The sequence below is a fragment of the Alphaproteobacteria bacterium genome, assembly GCA_030739735.1.
GTDB lineage: Bacteria > Pseudomonadota > Alphaproteobacteria > UBA7887 > UBA7887 > UBA7887.
Map to the genome: position 1 here is coordinate 207,242 of JASLYQ010000001.1, position 21,315 is coordinate 228,556.

Here is a 21,315-nt window from a genome sequence, read left to right on the forward strand (position 1 = left end):
CCGAAGCCACGCGCCGGCATCTTAGCGGCGCACAAGCAAGGAAGCGAGGCTCGCCGAATGCGGTGTTATTAATTAGTGACTGCCACCTATTTACCCACACCTATTCAGGTGATTTCAATATGTTATATAAAACCAAAAATTTTTCTTTCTGTATAACTACGCTAATTATATGAATTCACGGAAAAAATAGAACATTAATTAGTAACTGTTACCTTTATCTTGCGGTATATAAAGAAAATTATGGAACGAACTCAATCTCTCTTTTTGCCTGAATATCAATTTCTTGTATCGGACACACGGTGCCGGACACCGCCTCGCGACCGAGCGCATTAGGGCCTCAGTTGAAGTGTAGCGCTGCCGGGGGTAGGTGGTCGGCGTCAAGGCAGCACCAATCGGCGACTTCAATGCCAAGGTCGGCGAACAGTGGACGCAGAATGGCAACGCGGCGAAAGGGGGCATTGCCGAGGGCGTCGCTGTCACCGGCGCGGCTGCGCGCGGCAAGCCCCTCTATCGCGGCCTTGAGCGTGGCGAAGTCGTCGGCCATGGCGACAGTCGCGGCGCCCTCGCCAGTGATGTTCCAGGACAGACTGACGGAAAGCCAGGCATCGCCCGCGGCGGAGCGCGCGCCAAGGCCACTCACAGTGTCGCGCAGGGCAAAGGTCGCCCGCCAGTTTTCGCCGTCGCGGCGCAAATTTCTGTCCTCGACGGCCAGGCCGGCAGGCGCCGCGGAATCGGAGCGCAGCCGCGCAACGCTGCCACTGCCATCGCCGCGCAAACGCCCGCGCAGCACCAGGCTACCGTCAGCAAAAGGCTCGCAAGTGAAGCCGAACTCGTCGCCGTCGGCGCGCACCGCGCACGGTGTCACCACCTCGCGGACCACTGTGGCGCCGTCGCGCAGGCGCGCATCGAGGCGCTGGATATCCACCAGGGCCATGAAGTTACCCAGCCCGGCAATGGTCTGGCTCACCCAGAAGGGCTCGACAGACGGCATGCCGGCAAAGGACGCCGGCACTCCCCAAACGCTCTCTGGCCGCCGCTCATAGAGCGGCTCGTAGGTATCGTCGAATTGCAGCAGAGCGGGCGTGACCAGCGCCCTGAGCTCAGCGAGATCCATCTCGCCGTCCACGCGGCCAGTGCCGTAGCCGGCTTCTGCAAATGGGTCGTAGTCCGCGAGATCTGCGCTAGCGAGGGCGGCCCCTGCAGGGAAGCGTGCCTGCCAGCCCGCCACGACAGAGGCGGCGAAACGGTCGCGCGCGCCGTCGCCCGCCTCGGCAAGCTGGTAACCGCTGGTTAGACGGTAACGCAGCGCCGCCACCAGACCGTCGCGCCGGCACCCCACCGCATCCTCCGAGGCCTCGCACGCCTGTTGCCAAGCCGCCTGATAGGCGACGAAATAATTGGCGCGATTTGTCGACTCGTCAAAGGATTCGGGAATGTCGAATGGCACCGTGGCATCGATACCGTAGAAACGCTCGCTGGTATGGCGCAGCAACGCCGCCACCTTAATGTTCGTATTGCTCTCGGCCCAGGGGCGGTCGGCATAGATCAGCGCATGGTTATGGTGGCAGGCGAGGCAGAGCCCGCGGTCAACATAGCCCACCGTGGGGTTACCGCCTTCACGGTAATCGCTGATGACCTGATAATCGAAGCGCCCGGCGGCCTCATTGTAGCTGATCGCCTCGACCGAGTTGGTGCGCGGCTGATAGCCGAGATAGAGCCTGTCCTTCATCATCAGACCCGATTCCCCCGCGGTGGGCGCCGGCTCTGTATCGACGGCACCGACCGCCCGCGGGTAGCGGAAGAAGTCCGGCTCAGCCTCGTGGCGGTGCAGAGAGCGGCCGATCGGGTGCAGTACCCGCTTTATGGGCTCCCGGAATCCGGGTCCAAGCCGCGCGGCGATGCGCTCGATTAACGCCTCAAAGGGATAGGGTGCGACGATCTGCCAATCGCCATCGACCTCCTCGGCCAGTACGAAGTCGAGCAGCGAGCGCCCGACCGGCGGCAGGTCCGGTCCGCGATTAGCTTCCGAGGTTAGCGCTTCGGGCTCGGCCAGTACCGGCGCCACAAAGGTTAGTACCAAGAGTATTGGGAAAAGTTGTCGCATCACCACGGCCGCACCATAGGTCGTATTTACCGATTATACACAGGCTTTCTGTGCCGACGTCGGCTCATGGCGAAAGCCGCGTACAAGTTTTCTGGGTGCGATACCCCACACCTGGCATTTACACCATCAACAGTTGAAGATATTTGGGTATTGAAGGTTTACCAAAATGACGCCAAATTAAGGCTATGTGACCCAATTCGCAGAAGATTTTGTTGGAGAAATTAGTGGACTTTGTGGCGTACTGCTTCGTAGTAAGCTAATGCAAAATAGTGTTAAATCTTTTATTTAATTGAATGCCCCTGTGGTGGAATTGGTAGACACGACAGACTCAAAATCTGTTGTCCGCAAGGACGTGTCGGTTCGAGTCCGACTGGGGGCACCACCGCTTAACTAGCTTTTTGCATCGGTATTAATGCTTTAGTGCGTAGTGGGCGCCGGTCTGTCGGCGCTAAGCCGCGTGGGTAAGTGCGACTGCTGCATCCGGATTCGTTTTTAGTCTCCGGAAATACTCGGTTTTCGAGACCCAACGCTCAACTTGTCACGCGCTCATGGGCCGGGTCATAAAACGGCCGAGCGCTCGCCTTAGCGGCGAATTGGCTACCGCCAATCTCTATCTCGTAGGAGGCCTCTTCGATCCAGGCTTTATCGGCGCCATCGGGCATGTCGAGATAGCCCATGCCCACGGACCGACCCAGCGTGTAGCCGAAGGTGCCGGACGTCATCATGCCGGCCAGATCGCCATTACGAAAGATCGGCTCGTCATGCAGCAAGATCGGCTCGGGGTCGTCCATCAGAAAATGCGCGAGGCGCCGGCTCAGACCCTTCGCCTTTTGTTGCTCCAAGGCTGCGCGACCGATGAAGTCGGTAGTCTTCTTGAAAGAAACGGCGAAGCCGAGTCCCGCCTCGAGCGGCGTGTCGGCTGGCGTAATGTCGTGGCCCCAATGGCGATAGCCCTTTTCGCTGCGTAGCGAATCAAGAGCATGATAGCCGGCCAGGCGAAGGCCGAGATCCGCCCCATCGGCCATCAGCAGATCGAAAACCGGGCCGCTGAATTCCGTCGGCAGATAGAGCTCCCAACCCAGCTCGCCGACATAGGTGATGCGCATTGCGCGTGCCTTAGCATAGCCGATTTCGATCTCCTGGCTTGTACCAAACCGAAAAGCCTCGCTCGAAAAATCGGTATTTGACAGACGCGACAGGAGCTGCCGTGAATTCGGGCCCATCACCGACAGCACGCCATAGGCCGAGGTCACGTCCTCGATGGTAACGAACGCCTCGTCATCGAGATTGCGGCGGATCCAGTTGATGTCGCGCGCTTGCGAGGCAGCAGCCGTAACCACCAGGTACTTATTCTCGGCCAGACGCGTCACGGTCAAGTCGGCCTCGATACCACCACCGGAATTGAGAAATTGCGTGTAGACCACTTTGCCGACCGCCACCGCCATATCGGCAGCGCAGATTCGTTGCAGTTGGACTTCGGCATCGCGCCCCTGAACCACGGCCTTGCCGAACGACGAGAGGTCGAACATACCGACGGCCTCGCGCACCGCCTTGTGCTCCTCGCCGACAGGATCGAACCAATTCTGCCTACCATAGGCGTATTCGTATGCAGTGCTAACACCGTTGGGTGCGTACCAGTTTGCGCGCTCCCAGCCAGCGACCTCCCCGAAGCTCGCATTATGTTTTGCCAAGCGACTGTGCAGTGGCGTCTCGCGCACAGGGCGCGCAGTCTCCATCTGCAGATGCGGCCAATGCATAGCGTAGAGGAGGCCAAGGCTTTCCCGCGTGCGGTCGTGCAAGTAGCGACAGTTGGCCTGAAAGCGCTGAAAGCGAACAATGTCGATCTCTGACAGATCCATGGTTGGTTGCCCCTCGACAATCCATTCCGCGAGGGCGCGCCCGACGCCAGCCCCACTGAGGATACCTTGGGAGTTGAATCCAGCGGCAACGAAGAAATTCTTCAACTCTGGCGCTTTGCCGAGAATGAAACGGTTGTCTGGCGTAAAACTTTCCGGGCCGTTCATAAAATGCCTGATACCTGCGTTCTCGAGTAGGGGTATCATCTCCATGGCGCGGCCCAGTGGCGGTCCGAACTGGTCCCAATCCTCCTGCAGTTCGCCGAACTCGAACTTGGCCGGAAGCGCGTCGAGCGACAACGGCTTAGCATTCGGCTCAAAGGCACCAACCAACAGCTTGCCGGCATCCTCTTTCACATACACGGTGCCGTCGGTATCACGCAGGACAGGCAAGTCAGAAGGTATCGCCGGATCGGTCTCGGTCGTCACATACATGTGCTCGGCGGCGTAAAGCGGCACGTTGACACCGGCCAGGCAACCGATATTGCGGGCCCAAACGCCGGCACAGTTAGCAACAACCTCACAGACTATGTTCCCGTGGTCGGTTACGACCGCCGTGACCGCCCCGTCGACAATCTCGAAGCCTGTGACGCTAACCCCCTCGACAATTCGAATGCCACCTCGGCGCGCTCCCTTGGCGAGCGCCATGGTCGTATCGATGGCATTGGTCTGGCCGTCGCCCGGAATGAAACCGCCGCCGAGCACGCGGCCCTCGTCGAGCAGGGGGTAAAGCTCTTTGGCCTCGGCCGGGCCGACCATCCGCGTCTCGACGCCAAAGACCTTGCCCAGCGAGATCATGCGCGCAACCTCGGTTAGACGCTCTGGCGTGCGCGCGACCTGTAACGAGCCATTGGCCTTGAACCCCGTGGCCTGTCCCGTTTCCGCCTGCAACGCCCCATAAAGCAAGGGGCCGTAGCGGCAAAGCTCGGTCATCGTATGGGTAGCGCGGAGCTGCGTGACCAGCCCCGCCGCGTGCCAGGTGGTGCCGCAGGTCAGTTTCCCACGCTCCAGCAACGTAACGTCGCTCCAGCCCAGCTTGGCGAGATGGTAGGCGATCGAGCAACCGGCGATGCCACCACCGATGATGACGACCCGGGACTGGCTGGGAAAGGCTTCGGCCACGACAACTTTCTCCTCAATAGGTCGACGGCGTGATCGCTCAGATCACGACGGTTTCGATCTCGCCGGGATTGCGATAGCGGTGCGGGAAACTATGCGCCGTTGCGTGCTTCCTTCAGGGCTGCGGGTAGAGCTTCTTCAAGCAGGTCGAGGTCGCCGGGCAGGCCGGCGCTGATACGGATACACCGATTGAGAGGAGCGACGCCGGGCATGCGAACGAATACATCGCGCCTGGCAAGTGCTTCGAGAACGCGTATCGCTAGGTTGCCGTCACCCGCGCAATCGACGGCCACGAAATTGGTCGCAGTCGGCAGGCTATCGAGCCCATTCGCGGCAGCGATGGAGGCAATGCGCTCGCACGCAGCAGAGACCTTGATAGTCACCTCGGCCAGATGAGCCGCATCGCCGAGCGATGCCAGCGCCGCTACCTGGGCCATTCGGTTAACGCCAAAATGATTGCGCACCTTATCAAAAGCACCAACCAAACCAGCTTCGCCAAGCGCATAGCCGACACGCGCACCGGCCAGGCCGTGCGCCTTTGAAAAAGTGCGAAAGCGCAGCACCTTGCGGCAAGAGATATCGAGTGGCGGAACCGTGCCGGCCGGTGCGAAGTCCGAGTAGGCTTCGTCGAGCACCAGCACACAACCATCGGGTACAAGCGCGATCATGTCCTCGATCTTCGCCGCATCGGACCAACTGCCCATGGGATTATCCGGGTTAGCGAGATAGATCAGGCGTGCCTTCTCGCGTACCGCCAGGTCGAGCAACGCCTCCGGATCCTCACGGTCCTCACGATAGTGAACCGTGGCTAGCCTGCCGCCAAAGCCAACAACATGAAAATTAAAGGTGGGATAGGCGCCGAGTGAGGTTGCCACGGTCACGCCAGGCTCGACGAACAGCCGCACCATATAGCCGAACAGCGCATCGATGCCCTCGCCCACGACGACATTCTCGGGCGCCACGCTGTGATGCGCGGCGAGCGCCACCTTCAGATCGTGGTTCTCGGGATCACCATATTGCCACAGCGCGGTCGCTTCGGCCTGCATTGCCGCGACAGCCTTCGGCGAACAGCCGAAAACACTTTCATTAGCACCGATGCGGGCACAAAACGGCTTGCCACGCCTGCGCTCCAGCGCCTCTGGGCCGACAAAGGGCACGCTTTGCGGCAGGCTCCTGGCAAGCGGCGTGAAATCGTAATCTGTCACGCCAGCCTCCGTTTTCAGTTAGGCTCTGGCCAGTATAGCAGGAAGCCGTCACGGTTCGGCATCTTCACACCAGGCAGGCTATCGGCATCCATGACCTGGCCGTCCTTGATGATGCCGTTCAAGCTCAACAGGTATGCCGTGACCGCATAGACATCGTCATTGCTGAGCGACATCGGCCGATCATAGGGCATGGCACGGCGCACGTAGTCAAAAATAGTGGTGGCATAGGGCCAGTAGCTGGCTATGGTTTTCACCGGCTTGTCGCCGGCTAGAGAATCGATGCCACCGGCAAGTGCATCAGCAAATTTCTCGCCGCCCCTGGCGCCCCCGCCATGGCAGCGCCTGCAGTGCTGATGGTAGACGTGAGCGCCGCGTTCGGCATCACCCCTACCGGGCGGCAAGGTGGCACCGTCGGGCGCGATGCTGATATCCCATTTAGCGACCTCTTCCGCCGATACCGGCTCGCCCAGCTCTGGACCGGGCTCAGCGAGAACGGGACTGGCAACAAGCAGGACCACGGCCAAGGTCGAAAGCGTGCAACGATCAAATATAGACATTGCTGACCTCCCCGTTGCTTGCAATGCCCCAGGTTTGGATGGCGTTGCAGTGGTAGAGATGGCCTGCCGCATACTGCTCGGACCACACTTCGCGTCGTAGCTGGGTGTTACCTTTCTCGTCGGTCGCGCGGCTTTGCACGACAGCTGGCGCGCCGTCCCAACTCCAGGGCAGGCGGAAACGCGTCAGCGCCATCGGCTGCACCGGCCCGTCCAGCGCCGCCTCCGCCCAGCTCTTGCCGCCGTCGGCCGAGACCTCGACGCGGGCGATTCGGCCGTGGCCTGACCAAGCGAGGCCCGAGATCTGATAGAGCCCCGCGCCGCGCATCGTCAGACCCGTTGCCGGGCGTGTGATGGTTGATTTCACATCCATGCGGAAAGTGAACTGGCGCGCCATGCCGTCGGGCATCAGGTCGGAATATTTCGAGGTCTCGTCCTTTGTGTGAGTTGGTCCCTCGGTGACCTTGATGCGGCGCAGCCACTTGACCGACATATTACCTTCGTAGCCCGGCAACACGAGGCGCATGGGGTAGCCGTTCTCGGGGCGTAGGCGCTCGCCGTTCTGATACAAAGCCACGATGGCGTCGTCGAGTGCCTTTTCCATGGGAATGCTACGGCTCATGGCGGCGGAATCAGCCCCCTCGGCAAGAATCCACTTGCCGCGCGGATCCAATCCAGCTTCATCGAGTAGGATCGAGAGCGGGATACCCGTCCACTCGGCACCGGAGATGAGACCGTGGATCATACCTACCGGCACCTGCATGGGCTCGGAGAACAGGTTGCTGTTGAAGAAACTATTGCCAGCGCACTCGATAAATAGAAGTCGGCTAGCCATCGGATAGCGCAGCAGCGCCTCTATGTCGAACTTAAGCGGCTGCACCACCAGACCATGGATCAAAAACTCATGCCTCTCCGAATCGATGATGGGTCGGCCGTTGTGGCTGCGCTCGAAATGCAGACCGTTGGGTGTGATGGTGCCTTCAAGGTTCTGCAGTGGCGTCATGCCGACACCAGCGCCGGGCGCCAGATCGCCATAGGGCTGAAGCACGGTGCGAGCTGTCTCCCGTTCGGCGCGAGCAGGATCACCGTAGGGCCGAAACGTGATGCCCGGCACGGTCATCCAGCTCGGCGCTTCATCGCCGATGGATTCCGCGGCTACAGCCGCACCGGGCAGGGCCGCCGCAGCCACCGCACTGCCAGCGAGAAAGGCGCGCCGGTGCAGCAGACCACCGCTCGCGACTGGCTCGCCGAGCGCCTCGGCGGCGGGCACAGTGTTCTTCTTTGACATCGGTTCTCCTCCTTCTATTTTGCTGCCACCGGCACGGCTTCCTCGCGCGGCCCAATACCGGAACTACCCGACAGGCGCTCGCGGCGCTCCCTCCTGGCCACCAAGGGCGGACAGACCTGATCGTCCTGATAGGCCACCTGGCAGGCCAGACAGTGATAACACTCATTGAAATTTATGCTGCCATCGTTGCCGATCGCCTGCACCGGGCAAAGCGGCTGACAAGTGTTGCAGCTACTGCCGCATTCGGGCCGACGCTTTAACCAGAGCAGCATGCGCCAGCGCCCGAGGATGGCAAGGCTGCCGCCCAGCGGACAGAGATAGCGGCAAAAGGCGCGCTCAACGAAGAGCCCTACACCGAGTATAGCGAGCGTAAACAGCACATAGGGCCAGGCGCGCACGAAGCCGAACAGGATCGCCGTGTCGAAGGGCTCTATCTCGACAGCGCGTATGACCGGGGTCCGATCGATGAAGACCAGCGCGACTAGTGCTATCGCGACAACATATTTGAGCGCCCACAGCCGCTCGTTGAGCGCAGCCGGCAGTTGCCGCTGGCGCAGCCCAAGCCACCGCGCAGCTTTGTTGAGCAACTCCTGCAAAGCGCCAAAGGGGCAAAGCCAGCCGCAGAATATGCCGCGTCCGAGCAGCAGCAGGGTAAGCCCCGCGAAGCCTAGCACGATCAGTGTCAGGGGATCGAGCAGCATTGCCTCCAACCCACCGCCTTCGAAGGGCGCCCGGGCAATCGTGAAGAGATGGCTGATCGACAGTTGCGCGCCTGCATACCAGCCGATCCAGCCCAGCGAAAAGACAAGAAAGACAGCGCGTAGCCAGCGCATACATTGGGCGTGTCGGACGAGCCGGTTTTGGGCCAATAGCACAGCCGAAAGGGTTGCCAGCGCCAGCAGCAGCACCGCGATCTTGGCTTCCTGGTCCTTCCACACCGAGAGCCAAAGGGCCGGCACCTCAGCGGCACGATTATCGACAGCGGCAACGAGCCGCGGAATAGGCTCGACCACCAGCTCAGCCGGCGGCGCGTAGTCAAGCCCGAACCGGGCTTCTCCGCCGAAGGCGATCTCCAGCAACCACGGCCGGCTACCATCGAAGCCGCTCGTCGCCGGAATTCGCAACAGAACTAGCTGCTCCATGGCCGGCGCACCACTCACGGCGACACCGTTCAGGGCAACCGACTCAAACTCGTTGAGTGATAGCGTCAGCCCGCCTTGACGCAGGCTAAGCGCGCTTGACACCGGCGCTTCGGCAAGGGTCGCAACGCCCCGCCGCAGACTGGCCCGTCCGGCACTTGCGACGAGCAGAAGTGAATCACCTTCCGCGAGCCCGGCCGCGGCATGAGCTTCGGCGCCAAGCAGATTGCGCCCGATCAGTGCCGGAGTCGCGAGCGCCGTAACGAGGTCAGCAAAAAGCATGTCGGCTGGACCGCTGCTAAGCTTTGCGGCATGGGCGGCGACATCACCATTGCTGAGCGTCAGCCGGCGGACCGCACCAATGGCGCGCAGCCCTGCCCAATCGAGGGGGCGGAAGCTCACGAGATCGAGGCGGCGGGCCTCGCGGGCGCCGGGACCGAGCAGGTCACGCGAGACCGCGACCATGCGCCCGGCCCGGTAGATACCGTCGAGCAGCGCCAACACGCTGATATCAGCACGCCCGCCATAGTCTTCGGGTGCGGCAGGCCGTGGCGCGAGCACATCAAGGCCGACCAGCCCGGTAAGCGCCGCTTCCAGCGCCGCGCGCCCACCGAGATTACGCAGTAGTGGCTCGTCCTCAGCAATCAGCACTGCGCCGGTGACGCGGGCGTGCATATCGAGGCCGAGCAGAATGTCAAAACGACTGCCGCCGTAGCCACGCGGCTTGGCCAAGTCGCCGACCGAAAAGACATAGCCCACAATGTCACCGTCGCGAAGAACCTCGGCAGCAGGCGGGCGCCCATCCGTCGGTTGAGCGCGATCTGCGCCGGGAAAGGCTTGCGCCAGGCGGTCCGGCGTCAAGCGGTCGGCCAGGGGGTCGGGTTTTGCGGCCGGGGATTCCGTTGCCATCCCAAGCCCGCAGAAAAGCCCCAAGATGACGAGCCGTCCGATCGATTTTCTCACAAGGATCCCCTACGTACCTGTCGCCCGCAATGGCAGTGGCCGTTGCATAGCAAAGATGGGTGGGCACGCAAAGCGCCGTTTTCCCTTATGTCGCCGCCGCCCGCGCAGCGCGCTTGCGCTGCTGGATCAGCGGCGGACAGCGCCCCTCATCGAAATACTCGACCTGGCACTCCAGGCATTGGAAACATTCGTTCATATCGATGCTGCCATCGCCGCGGATCGCATCGACTGGACAAATCTGGCGGCAAACCGCGCAAGGGCTGCCGCATTGCGGGCGTTGCCTGAGCCAGCGCATCACGTGCCAACGCCCGAGAAGACTCAGCGCGCCGCCGAGCGGGCAGAGAAAGCGGCAGAAGAAGCGCTCAATGAAGAGACCGAGAACAAGGAGGATCCCAGCATAAAGCACGTAGGGCCAGTGACGCGCGAAGCCGACCACGATGGCGGTCTTGAAGGGTTCCACCTCCGCGGCCACCTGGGCGGCGTCGAGCGACCATATGGCGAGTCCGAAAATTACCAATGTCACCAGATATTTGGCAGTCACCAGACGTTCACCCAAGCTCTCCGGAATCTTGACACGCGGCAGGCGCAAACGGCGCGCGACGGCGCCAGCGAACTCCTGCAAGGCGCCGAAGGGGCAAAGCCAGCCACAGAAGACGCCACGACCCCATAGCAGCAGCGTGACCAGCACATAGAGCGACAGCAGAAAGATTAACGGGTCGAGCAGTACCAGCGCCGGGTCGAGGCCGGAGACCATGATCCGCGCATAGGTGACGATGTTGAGGATCGTCAGCTGTGCATCGACGATCCAGCCAAGCCATACCAGAACCACCGCCAGAAAGCCGAGGCGCAGCATGCGGTAAAGACGGCGACCACGGACCAGGCGATCCTGCCACAGCAACATCAGCGTAAGCGTGGTGAGCAAACCTACAAGAGCCACGATATCGCCGGCCCGGGCCACCCAGACCCTTTGCCAGTCATTGAGCAGGCTTCCGCGCAGCAGACCGAACAAGACATAGGTGGGCTCTTTGTAGCCAGCCTCCTCCAATGCAAAGTCGCTGCCGGTCACGAAAAGCGCGGGCAGCGTGTAGGGTAGACTGTGGGTTTCGTCCCCGATATCGAACTCGAACGCCCAGGGCTTGAACACGTCAAAGCCGTCGCGGGCGCCGAGGCGGAACATAACTCGCTCGCTGAAGCACGGCGCGCCGTCACCAATGATGGAGGGCTTACCGAGCTTGTTATCGCGGCTCAGCGGCAGGGTTTTGCCGTCCTGGACAATGCGCACATTGGGATAGGGTTCACCACCGCGCGGCCTTTTGCGGAACAGCGCCGGATTGCCGGTACCGGCGAGGACGAGCAGGTGCTCGTCAGTGCCGAGCTTCGAGACATGGAAGGTATGCCAGCTACCGCCAAAAAAATTGCGGCCGATGCCGGGCGGTGTGGTAATCGCGGCATAGACCTCCAGGGTCTCGCCAGCCTCGCTCGGCACGGCGAGTGTCGTCACCGCGCCCAGCGCAAGCAGGGTTTGCCAGTCGCGTGGCTCGTAGCTCCTCATATCAACGCTGACGCCCGTTTCCAGCCCGTCGATCAAACCGTATTCCGTAGCAATCTTGCGCGCTGAAGACAGCACCGCCGAGCGCATCAGCTTGCTGCTCACCGTGGCACCCGAGATGGCATCGGTGGCCTCGCGTACATTGCGCAGCGATTGATCCACGGGAAAGCCGGAGAGCTGAAGCAAAAATCCATCCAGACGTGAGAGCGGGATGGCGTTGTGGCTGATGATCGGCTCGTGGTGCTCGATCACATGCACGCCGCGCAGGCGGCCATCCAGATCAATGCCGACCAGTAGATCGAAAGCGAGGCCGGTGAAACCACCGATGGGATCGATGTCGTAGGTCGAGAGCACGTAACCCGCCAGGGCATCGTCGATGAGCACTTCCGCCACCGCGGGCCGGCCGCTGATCTCGCCGACCTCGTCGGCCTCGGGAAAGGCCTGGTCGAGGGCGCGGACCGACAGGCGACGCTCCAGCGGATCCTCCTTGTCAATTGCCTGAGCATCGCCAGTGAGCACACAAAGCAACGCGGCAACAACAAGAAACAGGCGGTACGTCGGAAAGGCAACCATGGGGCCCGGGACGGATACGGCTTTGCTGTGCCCTTGTCGAGAGTTAAGCCGGTGCAAGGATCGGCTGAGCGAGAATCCACAGGCTCAGGACCGAGTATGCGACCATCAGCAGCAGCAGTGGCAATTGCGCGAGATTGCGCGCGCCCCGAGGTGGGAAGAACGCCGGGTTGTCACGCCTAGAACCTAGGACCCGGCCAACCGATATCGTCGTCAGTCAATCACGCGCAGATTATCCGCTGCCATCCGGCCGCGATTATCGGCAACCATGTCGAACTCGATCTTCTGTCCTTCGGACAGGGTAGACAGGCCCGCCCGCTCGACGCTCGAAATATGGACAAAAGCATCCTTGTCACCTGTCTCGGGTGTAATAAATCCGAACCCCTTTACGGAATCGAACCATTTCACGGTTCCCGTCGTCATACGTACCTCCTCGCACCAGTGTTTACCCCATCCCTTCGGACAGGGTCTCTCTATAGAGCTTCGACTTGCTATCCCGGAGGAGGCAGTCACGAAAACTCACACACATAACCATAGCAGTGGCGAGCCCTGCGTCACAAGCCAATGCGTGTAACACTTTCGTGACTTGCTGGAAAATGCCGCTCAACCGCGGCCGCGGAACAATTGCCGTGGCGCGGGACTGCTCCGCGAGTAGCCATCTGCGCAAAACGCGCCGCCCTGATAGCGCCTGGCGACGGGATTCATATCGTCCTCGCTGCCTTCGACGATCGAGCCATAGGCGTCAGCGCTGTCTTCGGACGAAAAACCGATCTGTTCCCGGGCCAGATCGGACCACCAGCGCCCGGTATTCTCGGATACACCCCAATAAACCGCATGGCCCAGAGTGTCGGCCGCGAGACAGCAGCGCACTAGTGCGGTCAGATCGGCAAAGCTCAGCCAGGTGTAAAGCTGGCGGCGGTCGACGGGCTCGGCAAAGCAGGAGCCGATCCGCAAGCAAGCGTTCTCCACCCCGTACTTATCCCAATAGGTGCGCCCAAGTAGCTCACTATAGGCCTTCGATAGACCATAATAGCTGTCGGGGCGGAGCTGGCAGTCCTCGGTCAGCGCCTCGTCGCGCTGGTGAAAGCCGATGGCGTGGTTGGAGCTTGCGAAGACCACACGCGCACCGTTACGCCGGGCGCCTTCGAAGATGTGATAAGTGCCGCGCAAGTTGGCCTCAAGGACTTCTTCGAAGCTCGCTTCCGTAGAAATAGCGCCGAAATGCACGATGGCATCGACACCTTCGCAGAGCGCCAGTACCGTGTCCTTGTCGGCGAGGTCCGCCAGCCGAAAAACCGCGCCATCCGGTATCTGGCGAGCGGTCACGATGTCCATGAGGCGTAATTTGTGCTCATCAGCCAAGCCGGCGCTGAGTACACGCCCGAGATTGCCAGCGGCACCGGTCAGAAAAATGGTGGACATGGCTTATTCTCCGAATTGGCCAACGGGAACGCCTGCGACGTCGACCTGCAACATAAGAATGCTGCCGGACAGGGGATAGCGCTCGATGAGCTCGGGCGCGCGGCCATCGCGCAGGCTGCTAACGAAGAGTGTGCGCATGTCTTCGCCGCCGAAGCAGCACATGGTCGGTGCTGGGACAGGAAGTGAGATCGACTCGATCACCTCACCGGTCGGCGAAAAGCGGTTGAGACGGCCGGCCGAGACCCCGGCGCTCCAATAGCCGCCTTCAATATCGCATGCGGCACCATCCGGACGGCCTTGCTCGGGTGTCGGCTCGGCATAAACACGGCGAACGGCGATGGTACCATTGGCGGCATCAAACTCCCAGACATCGATGCGGTTGGCAGCGCTGTCGCTGTGAAACATCAGACTGCCCTGGGCGTTCCAGGCAAGGCCGTTCGAGACCATCAGGCCGTCAATCTTACGCTCGCAAGCGCCGTCCGCCGTGATGCGATAGAGCGCGGCAATAGGCTTGCGCTCGGGCCGGTCATCCATGCTGCCAATCCAGAAGGCGCCGTCGGGGCCAACCTTGCCGTCGTTAAGCCGAGTGTGCGGCATGTCCGCTTCGATCGCCACCAGCGGTTCCAAATCGCCACTGGCCGGATCGAAAAGCGAGACACCGTCGCGTAAGCCCACAACCAGACGCCCATCAGGGCAGAGCCCGAAAGCGCCGACCTCGCTGGGAAAGTTCCAGCCCTCATGCTTCGCCGAGGCTAGCGTGTAGACATGAATGCGCCGGCCCGTGATGTCGGCCCATAACAACCTGTCGCCAGCGGCATCCCAGACTAGGCTCTCCCCCAGTCGGCAGCGACAGTCGACCAGACAGGAAATCTCGTAACCCACGGCACCCCCTGCAATTTCCAAGATTCGTGTGCCGCCTACCCCGCTTAGTCCGCGTCGGGGACAGCTAAAACCTCTGGCGGCGGCCAGGCCTCGAAGGTGGGCGCCTCGCTCTGCCAGTTGCCGTAGTCGGCGCTTTCGCCGGTGAAGATGCGCGCGACCAAGGCCAGACCGCTTGGTCCTTCCAGGTTGCCGCCGGCGATGACCAGGCGGTCACCACCGTCGCGGCGGTAGAAGAGGCTCGAGCCGCATCTGTTACAAAAGCCCCTCTGCGCCTTGTCGGAACTGCGGTACCAAGTTAGTGCCCCAGCCGCGTCATGGATCTCAATATTGCTCAACTTAGCCGCTGTACCGTGCCAGAGCCCGCCACTGACACGTCGGCAGCTCTCGCAGTAGCACTCAATGACGCCCCGCATGGGACCATAGATGTCGAACGATACAGCACCGCAATGGCAGCGTCCTTTGGTCTCGCTCATGATCGCCTCCCTATGTCGTATCCTGGCCTCCGAGGATAGTCGTGACCTGGCTCGAGAAAACACCACCATTGCCGTGCACAAGCGCCACCTCGGCGCCGTTGATCTGGCGCTCGCCGCATTCGTCGCGCAACTGGCGGACGGCTTCAATGAAGGGGAAGATGCCGTACATGCCGGGATGGCAACACGACAGCCCACCGCCATTGGTGTTCACGGCCACCTTGCCGCCGGGTGCAATGGCACCGCCTTCGACGAACGCCCCGCCCTCGCCCTTGGCGCAAAAACCGAGGTCTTCGAGGAACATCAGCGTGGTGATGGTGAAGGCATCGTAGAGCTCGACTATATCGACGTCGGCAATGTCCAAGCCTGCCATCTCGAACGCCCGTGCTCCGGATTCGGTGGCTGCCGAGACCGTGAGATCGGGCATGTTGGTGATGTAACGGTGCCAATGGGCCATGGCCACGCCGAGCACATAGACCGGCACCTTGGGCAGATCGGGCGCGCGCTCGGGCCGGGTAAGCACCACGGCACCGCCACCGTCTGTGACTAGGCAGCAGTCGCGGACCGTGAAAGGATCGCTAATCAAGCGCGCCGCCAGCACCTCCTCCAGCGAAGTCGGCTCGCGGCAGAAGGCTTCCGGGTTCAACTGGGCCCACTGCCGCGCGGCAACGGCGATCTCCGCCAGCTGCTCGCGCGTGGTGCCATATTCGTGCATGTGCCGCGCCGCAGCCAGCGCGTAGGACGTGATCGGCTGGCGCGGCCGGTAGGGCGCCTCATAGGGGTCCGGACGCGAGCTCGACACCAGGCGCCCCGCTGCCGAGCGCTGGTTGCTGGCATAGGCGATCAGAGCCACATCGCAGATACCGGCCTGCAGCGCCATGGTGGCGATCAGCACCTGGGAGAGGTTGGACGAGCCGCCGATCACCGTCGAATCGGAGAACTTCGGCTTGATACCGAGATATTCGGCAAGGCTGAGCGAGCCCATATTGAGCTGCATCGAGGTGCAGAACACAGCGTCCACGTCGCTGATGGCAAGGCCGGCATCGCCGAGCGCAGCCTGTGTCGTGGCAGCCAGCAGCTCGAGCTCGGACAACCCGGACATCTCGCCAAGGCCATAAGTGCCGGCGCCAGCGACGATGCTCGCCGCGCGCAAGGTGCCGCTCATTGCCCAGCTCCCACGGCTGGGCGGAAGACGAGTAGGGCCGCCTCGTCTTCCTGAATGATCTCGGCCTCGACGGCCATGCCAATGCTTACCTCTTGCGGCGCGATACCCTGGACCCGGCTCATCAGGCGCGCGCCCTCCTCGAGAGTGATCAAGGCCACATTGTGGTCGCCGCCCTGGTTCGGCTTGCGGCGCACGATGCTGGTCGAGTAGACCGTGCCGCGGCCCGAGGGTTTGCGCCAGACCAATGCCTCACTGCCACAATGGGGGCAGACGGCGCGCGGATAGAACACCCATTCGCTGCAGTCATCGCAGCACTGTAGGCGCAGACGCCCAGCCGCGAGATTGTCGAAATAGGTTTGTTCCGGCCCGGCTGTCATGCCTCGTCTCCCTCTTGTCTCCCCAACAGCGTCCGCCACCAGGGGGGCAACGCAAAGGCGGCGCGATGAATGTCGGGCGTATAATGGCGCCCAGCATAGTGTGACACCGGATTTGAATAGTCGTGCCCGTCAGCGCTGTACAGGAAGAAACCGAAATCCGCGCCCGGATAGATGGGCACCACCGAACGGTAGGCCGCGAGATGGGGCAGTAGGCGGTGCACGCGCATAAGACTGACCAAATTAGGCGCACCGTCGTTGCACAACTCCTGTAAGAAGCGTGGTCCGTCGGTGGTGAGAAACAGGCTGTCGGAATCGACCACCACCCCACCCTCAGCGAGGCACGCGGCGAGATCGTGGCAGAACGCTTCGCCGAACAAACCGCCTGAGGGGCCGACCGGCTCGGTGAGGTCGAGCAGGATGACGTCAAAGCGCTCAACGCCCGCCCGCGCCTCACGCAAATAGGTGCCGGCGTCCGCCACCACGATCTCGGCGCGGGGGTCATCACCGTCCTCGGCGAGGCCGAGAAAGCGGTTGGATACCTCAATCACGCGCGCATCGATTTCGACCATGACCACGCGCGCAACAAAAGAATGGACCAGGGCCTGGCGCAAGGCACCGCCATCGCCCCCGCCGACGATCAGCACCGAGGCGCGCTCGCGGTGGCGACCCAGCAGCGGCACGTGCAGCGCCATCTCGTGATAGAGGAATTCATCGGCCTGCGAGGCCTGGATCAGCCCGTCCAGCACCAGCACGCGGCCGAGCACCGCATGCTCCCAGACCTCAATCTCCTGGTGCGCGCTCCGCTCGCGGTGCAGACGCCGCATCTTTAGAGCCTGGGCCACGCCCAAACCCTCGTCGCGCTCGCGCCACCAGATCTCATCTTCGCTCATGGCCCCGTCCCGCCTCCTCGCCGCTGCCATTGCATAGCATGACAGGCCTGCGCAGGATGCTATTTTTGCGGCACCCTGTGTTAGGCTTTGGCGCACGAAAGGGGCAAGACGATGGGGGTTAAGCCTATGCTGCGTGTCACCATCCAGATATTGGCAGCAGCCTTAGTGGCGACCAGTGTGGCGGGCGTTGCGGCCCAGGGCCTGAAGTCAGAGGCCCCGGTCGCCTACCGCTCTTTCGCGCGGGCGCCGCTGTACCGTGCCTTCCCACCCACCTCAGTGGACCTGGCCTATGCCTCCCCGACCCCGGGCGGCCAGGGCTCCTGCGTCGGCTGGGATATAGAAAAAGGCGCGGCCAAGGTGATCCCCGAGAATAACAGGTCGTGAGCGTCTATGCGGGGAGTGCGCGGGTGCCGGCGGGCGCATGCGACTGTCACATGCACATCTTCGGCCCCACCGAGCGCCATGCGCCGATCACCGCAGCCGACTACGTGCCGGCCGATGCGCTATACGAGGACTATATCGCGCTGCGCCTCAGCCTTGGCTTAAGCCGCACGGTAGTCGTACAACCGAGCATCTACGGCCTCGACCACGCCTGCACGGCCGAGGCCGTCGAGCGCCTCGGCGAGAGTGGGCGCGGCGTGGCTGTGCTGGCGCCTGACGTGCATGACAGCGAGATCGAGTACTTGCATTCGATCGGCTTTCGCGGCATCCGCTTCAATCTGGTCAGCAGCGGCGGCGTGGCTGCAGATGCTTTCGAGACCATGGCTGCTCGGGTTGCGGAATATTGCTGGCACGTTCAGGTGATGGTCACGGGCGACGCGATCGCAAGCTTGGCGCCGCGCCTCGCCGGCCTGCCGGTGGACGTGGTGATCGATCACATGGGGCGCTTCGACGCCATAGCCGAGGCCGAGCCGGCGGGCTTTCGCAGTCTGCTCAGCCTGCTCGAAGGCGGGCGTTGCTGGGTCAAGCTGTCGGGAGCCTACCGTATCGATTTCGGGGGAGCGCCCTGGCCGATGGCAGCACCCTTGGCCAAGACCCTGATAGCAGCCGCGCCAGAGCGTCTGGTCTGGGGCACCGACTGGCCGCACCCGGATCTCGGCACCAGCCCGATGCCGAACGATGCAGCATTGCTTGACGCCCTCGCTGCCTGGACCGCTAAAGATGCGCTGCTGCAGCGCATTCTCGTCGACAACCCGGCAGCGCTTTACGACTTTGCGCCGGAGGTAGGATCATGAACAATGTAGCAATTGCGACCGGCCTCATCAGCTTCGCGGTAGGAGTCGGGATCGGCCTTTGGGGCGGCGGCGGGGCGGCAGTGCCTGCGCCGGCGCCCATGGCTGGAGCGCCAGCAGCGGAGCAGACAGCGGCACCCGTGCGCTGGAAAGTCGCCAGCACCTTTCCCAGCACCCTGACGCTGGTAGGGGAAGGCGGTATACGCTTTCAAAACCGCCTCGCCGAGATCTCCGGCGGCGAGATCGCGCTCAAGTTCTTCGAGCCCGGCGCCCTGGTGCCAGCGTTCGAGGTCTTCGATGCGGTCTCCGCTGGCTCGGTTGATGCAGGTTGGGCGGCATCAGGCTACTGGGCCGGCAAGATGCCTGCGGCGCAGGTCTTCAATTCCGTTCCCTTCGGGCCGATGTTCAACGAGTTGATGGCCTGGATGCGCTATGGCGAGGGCCAAACGCTTTACGAAGAGCTCTACCATCCGCACAACGTCCACCCGCTGGTCTGCTTCTTCGTGCCCCAGGACGGCTCCGGCTGGTTCCGCACCGAGATCGCTTCGACCGAGGATTTTGCCGGGCTCAAGGTGCGTTATCTCGGCTTTGGTGCGCGGGTGTTGGAGAAGTTCGGCGCCTCCACCCAAATTATTGCCGGCGGCGACATCTATACTGCACTCGAACTCGGCACCATCGATGCGACCGAGTTCTCCATGCCCGCCATCGACTACGACCTCGGCTTTTACCAGATCGCCAAGCATTACTATCTGCCTGGCTGGCACCAGCCGGCCAATATGGGCGAGTTCATTGTCAATCTGGACCACTGGAACGCGCTGTTGCCACGCCAACGCACTTTGATCGAAACAGCGTGCAGCGAGTCGGTGGTGGACAGCCTAGCCTCGGGCGAGGCGGCCCAAACCGAAGCTCTCAAGAAGATAGCCGCCGAGGGCGTCACCATACACCGCTGGCCGCCCGAGATGATGCAGGCCTTCGAAGAGCAATGGATAGTGGTGGCCGAGGAACAGGCCGCGGCCGATGAGGGCTTCGCCAAGGTCTGGCGCTCGTTGCAGAACTTCCGCGCGAATTACAGCGATTGGGCCAAACTCGGGGCTATGGACTGATGGCGGATTACGTCAGCGGCAAGACTGCGGTCTACGCTATCCTTGGTGACCCGGTGGCGCAGGTGGGCTCGCCTGGGCGCTTCAACGCGCTGTTTCGCGAGCGCAACCATGACGGAGTGATGGTTGCTATGCGCATTGGTGCAGACGAGCTGGCGCAGGGCTTTGCTGGCCTGCGCACGATCGGCAATCTCGCTGGCCTGGTCTTCACCATCCCGCACAAGCTGCCCATGGTCGGGCTCGTCGACAAGCTAGCGCCCAATGGGCGACTGGTCGGCGCCATCAATGCGGCCAAACCGGAACTGGACGAATGCTGGATCGGCGATATGTTCGACGGTCGCGGCTGCGCCGCGGCTGCACGCGCGAAGGGTCATAATCTCGCCGGGCGCTCGGTGCTTCAGGTCGGTGCCGGCGGCGTCGGCAGGGCCATCGCTTTTGCCTTCGCCGAGGCTGGCATCGCCCGGCTCAGCATCTCGGACCTAGATTCGAAACGCTCCCGCATCCTTGCCGATGACCTGTCCTCTGCCTTTCCGGCCATCGCAACCGAAGTAGCCGCGCCACGGGTCGCCGGCCACGATGTGGTGGTCAACGCGAGCCCGCTGGGTATGGCCGAATCCGATCCCATGCCTGTACCTGCCGCTGACCTCGCCAGCGACATGCTGGTTATCGACGTGGTGTTGCTCGACCGCCCGACGCCGCTCCTCGCCACCGCCGCCGAGCGCGGCGCGGCGACGCAAAATGGCCATGCCATGCTAGCCGCTCAGGTGGGCGAGATCGCGAGTTTCTTCGGTATTACCACTTGAGGACGTCAGCAGCGGCTTTCCTAGCCCGGTAGCGAACATCCCAGGCGCGCAAATTCGGCTGCCCGCCGAGTAAATCGGCTTCAATGAAGCGCAGGAACTGCAGCGCGGCCTGCAAGGTACAATCCGCTATCGAGACCCTCTCACCCGTCAGCAGGGGTCGACCATCGCCGAGCAGAATCTCGAGATAGTTGAGCGGTGATTGCAGCGACTCTTCCATCTCAGCTGCCAACGAAGGATCGGGCGGCCAACCCAGGGGGGACTTCGTGGCATGCGCGTACCTTGCCATGGGGATGGCGACGCGCAGATCGACCACGCGCTCGAGATCGCGGGCATGGGCGCGGGCAAGAATATCATCGCCCAGCAGAGCGCCTTCAGGGAAGCGCTCCTCGAGATATTCCATGATCGCAAGCGACTCGATCAGGTAGGAGCCGTCGTCGAGTTCCAGCACCGGCAGGGTGCAGAAGGGATTACGCGCAAAATGCTCAGGGTCGCGGTGGTGCCCCTTGAGGGTGTTGACCATGACCTGCTCGATGCCGAGGTCGGTCCCGAGATAGCCGCGCTCGGCAATGTAGAGCATCACCTTGGTCGGGTTAGGTGCCAGCGGCACCATGTAGAGCTTCATGGCTC

General features: G+C 62.3%; 19 protein-coding genes and 1 tRNA gene. 5 read left to right on the forward strand and 15 right to left on the reverse strand.

The annotated features are described in order from the left end of the window. Positions 1-337: 337 nt before the first annotated feature. The gene (locus QF629_01030; protein ID MDP6012120.1) at positions 338-2,107 is read right to left on the reverse strand and encodes a hypothetical protein; all 1,770 of its coding nucleotides are present in this window, start codon (positions 2,105-2,107) and stop codon (positions 338-340) included. A gap of 292 nt (positions 2,108-2,399) precedes the next feature. On the opposite strand from QF629_01030, the gene QF629_01035 reads away from it, so the two are divergent. Next, positions 2,400-2,486, forward strand: a tRNA-Leu gene (locus QF629_01035). Between the two features lie 148 nt (positions 2,487-2,634). Here QF629_01035 and QF629_01040 read toward each other — a convergent pair. The 13 genes from QF629_01040 to QF629_01100 all read right to left on the reverse strand — a co-directional run bounded on the left by QF629_01040 (position 2,635) and on the right by QF629_01100 (position 17,553). Continuing rightward, complete coding sequence (locus tag QF629_01040; protein ID MDP6012121.1) at positions 2,635-5,082, reverse strand: FAD-dependent oxidoreductase; 2,448 nt, start codon at positions 5,080-5,082, stop codon at positions 2,635-2,637. A gap of 89 nt (positions 5,083-5,171) precedes the next feature. After that, the gene (locus QF629_01045) at positions 5,172-6,284 is read right to left on the reverse strand and encodes a pyridoxal phosphate-dependent aminotransferase (GenBank protein MDP6012122.1); all 1,113 of its coding nucleotides are present in this window, start codon (positions 6,282-6,284) and stop codon (positions 5,172-5,174) included. Between the two features lie 14 nt (positions 6,285-6,298). After that, positions 6,299-6,841 carry a cytochrome c gene (locus QF629_01050; protein ID MDP6012123.1) on the reverse strand — a complete coding sequence of 181 codons (543 nt, stop codon included), beginning with the start codon at positions 6,839-6,841 and terminating at the stop codon, positions 6,299-6,301. Beyond that, positions 6,828-8,126, reverse strand: coding sequence for a sulfite dehydrogenase (soxC, locus tag QF629_01055; GenBank protein ID MDP6012124.1), 1,299 nt, complete (start codon positions 8,124-8,126; stop codon positions 6,828-6,830). The genes QF629_01050 and soxC overlap by 14 nt, the downstream gene beginning before the upstream one ends. 14 nt (positions 8,127-8,140) lie before the next feature. Beyond that, positions 8,141-10,174 (reverse strand): 4Fe-4S binding protein, encoded by a 2,034-nt coding sequence (locus tag QF629_01060; GenBank protein ID MDP6012125.1) that lies wholly within the window; start codon positions 10,172-10,174, stop codon positions 8,141-8,143. Positions 10,175-10,313: 139 nt separating this feature from the next. Then, positions 10,314-12,350, reverse strand: coding sequence for a 4Fe-4S binding protein (locus QF629_01065; GenBank protein MDP6012126.1), 2,037 nt, complete (start codon positions 12,348-12,350; stop codon positions 10,314-10,316). A gap of 210 nt (positions 12,351-12,560) precedes the next feature. Further along, complete coding sequence (locus tag QF629_01070) at positions 12,561-12,770, reverse strand: cold-shock protein (protein MDP6012127.1); 210 nt, start codon at positions 12,768-12,770, stop codon at positions 12,561-12,563. A gap of 180 nt (positions 12,771-12,950) precedes the next feature. Next, positions 12,951-13,769, reverse strand: coding sequence for an NAD(P)-dependent oxidoreductase (locus QF629_01075; protein MDP6012128.1), 819 nt, complete (start codon positions 13,767-13,769; stop codon positions 12,951-12,953). A gap of 3 nt (positions 13,770-13,772) precedes the next feature. Continuing rightward, positions 13,773-14,672: an SMP-30/gluconolactonase/LRE family protein gene (locus QF629_01080; protein ID MDP6012129.1), complete on the reverse strand. Its 900-nt coding sequence runs from the start codon at positions 14,670-14,672 to the stop codon at positions 13,773-13,775. 23 nt (positions 14,673-14,695) lie between these two features. Further along, positions 14,696-15,124, reverse strand: a complete 429-nt coding sequence (locus QF629_01085) for a GFA family protein (protein ID MDP6012130.1) — start codon at positions 15,122-15,124, stop codon at positions 14,696-14,698. A 10-nt stretch (positions 15,125-15,134) separates the two neighbouring features. Further along, entirely contained in the window at positions 15,135-16,286 is a 1,152-nt protein-coding gene (locus QF629_01090; GenBank protein ID MDP6012131.1) for a thiolase, read from the reverse strand. After that, on the reverse strand, positions 16,283-16,663 hold the full coding sequence (locus QF629_01095) for a Zn-ribbon domain-containing OB-fold protein (protein ID MDP6012132.1): 381 nt from the start codon (positions 16,661-16,663) through the stop codon (positions 16,283-16,285). Before QF629_01095 ends, QF629_01090 begins: the two co-directional genes overlap by 4 nt. Beyond that, positions 16,660-17,553: a polyamine aminopropyltransferase gene (locus QF629_01100; protein MDP6012133.1), complete on the reverse strand. Its 894-nt coding sequence runs from the start codon at positions 17,551-17,553 to the stop codon at positions 16,660-16,662. The genes QF629_01095 and QF629_01100 overlap by 4 nt, the downstream gene beginning before the upstream one ends. A 111-nt stretch (positions 17,554-17,664) precedes the next feature. Here QF629_01100 and QF629_01105 point away from each other — a divergent pair, with 111 nt between their 5' ends. Genes QF629_01105 through QF629_01120 form a run of 4 tightly spaced genes read left to right on the forward strand, consistent with a single transcriptional unit; the run spans position 17,665 to position 20,688 of the window. Further along, positions 17,665-17,937: a hypothetical protein gene (locus QF629_01105; protein MDP6012134.1), complete on the forward strand. Its 273-nt coding sequence runs from the start codon at positions 17,665-17,667 to the stop codon at positions 17,935-17,937. Positions 17,938-17,987: 50 nt separating this feature from the next. Continuing rightward, complete coding sequence (locus QF629_01110; protein ID MDP6012135.1) at positions 17,988-18,788, forward strand: amidohydrolase family protein; 801 nt, start codon at positions 17,988-17,990, stop codon at positions 18,786-18,788. Continuing rightward, the gene (locus QF629_01115) at positions 18,785-19,888 is read left to right on the forward strand and encodes a TRAP transporter substrate-binding protein (protein MDP6012136.1); all 1,104 of its coding nucleotides are present in this window, start codon (positions 18,785-18,787) and stop codon (positions 19,886-19,888) included. The genes QF629_01110 and QF629_01115 overlap by 4 nt, the downstream gene beginning before the upstream one ends. Then, positions 19,888-20,688, forward strand: coding sequence for a shikimate dehydrogenase (locus QF629_01120; protein MDP6012137.1), 801 nt, complete (start codon positions 19,888-19,890; stop codon positions 20,686-20,688). Before QF629_01115 ends, QF629_01120 begins: the two co-directional genes overlap by 1 nt. Here QF629_01120 and QF629_01125 read toward each other — a convergent pair. After that, positions 20,678-21,310: a glutathione S-transferase family protein gene (locus tag QF629_01125; protein MDP6012138.1), complete on the reverse strand. Its 633-nt coding sequence runs from the start codon at positions 21,308-21,310 to the stop codon at positions 20,678-20,680. The genes QF629_01120 and QF629_01125 overlap by 11 nt on opposite strands. Positions 21,311-21,315 lie beyond the last annotated feature (5 nt).